At 33.4% G+C, this 1,002-nt stretch carries 1 protein-coding gene; it reads right to left on the bottom strand.

The features are described 5' to 3' along the window. Positions 1-163 precede the first annotated feature (163 nt). The gene (locus tag CQA44_RS12890) at positions 164-301 is read right to left on the bottom strand and encodes a hypothetical protein (RefSeq protein WP_181881920.1); all 138 of its coding nucleotides are present in this window, start codon (positions 299-301) and stop codon (positions 164-166) included. Positions 302-1,002 lie beyond the last annotated feature (701 nt).

The raw sequence follows: 1,002 nt of genomic DNA, 5'->3' as shown, positions 1-1,002 counted from the left end.
GATAATTATCCTCTTTTTAAACCAAACTTTATGGGCATATTGCACTTCAAATCCTCATTGAGAATCTCACCATTTGGTAAGCACTATCTAGCATTATCGTTAGCTTTCACTTAGAATGTCTTTGTGTGTTATGAATATTACAAACACTCATGTTTGCCAAATGCTACCTCTTGCCATTATAAAATAAAGTTTCTGCCACTGCATCAATCATCCTTAGCATAGTAAAATCAACTTTTAGTACATTTATCAGCCTTATCATATCAAAAAACTCTATATGTCGTATGCGGGTCTTATCTAGCATATAATCCCTTATCGTCAAAGATATAGCCCTTATCTCCACTACCAAAAATGATAAAGATTCCTAATAGTATGTGTTTTGCTAACAAATCGAGTATCTTATATGTTCTCATTCATCTCCGCCATATCTCCTATTCTGTGAATTAGGATACAAGTGCTGCAATCAAGATTTTTGGGTTTATTACTACTCATTGATATTCTTAGACGCGCAACTTTAGCCAGATTTTCATTGTGTCTGTGCTATGGCTAAGTATAGAATCAACTTAAGACTTTCTAGTAGCTCATGGGTAAAGCTGTATGTCAATCAGAGAGAATTACCCATATCTGCGTTATCAATAGGCATTTGTTGGGTTTGTGTATTGTGATAAATGATGAATTTCTAAATTATGCGAAGCAATATCTACCTCTCAATTCCTACATTGTAATGGTAACTTTAATGAGGAAAGGACTATTGTTGTTGTGGTAATTGTGCTGCCCATTGTAAGAACAATATGAGCTTTGCCTATATATATCATGAATTATTCTTCAGTTTGTATCGATTCAATCCGCTTTAAGATGAATTTTATATCGTCCTTAATAAAATAGGAGCTTAACCCATGATTTGTGCATGAAAAATGAGAATGCCATAGCGCAATATAAAATGATTGCACCATAGTTGCCAAGAATCCTTGCAAGATAATGCAAACTTCATAAATTCATATAATA

The organism is Helicobacter sp. MIT 14-3879, from assembly GCF_003364125.1.
This window is presented reverse-complemented; position numbering and strand designations above follow the sequence as displayed.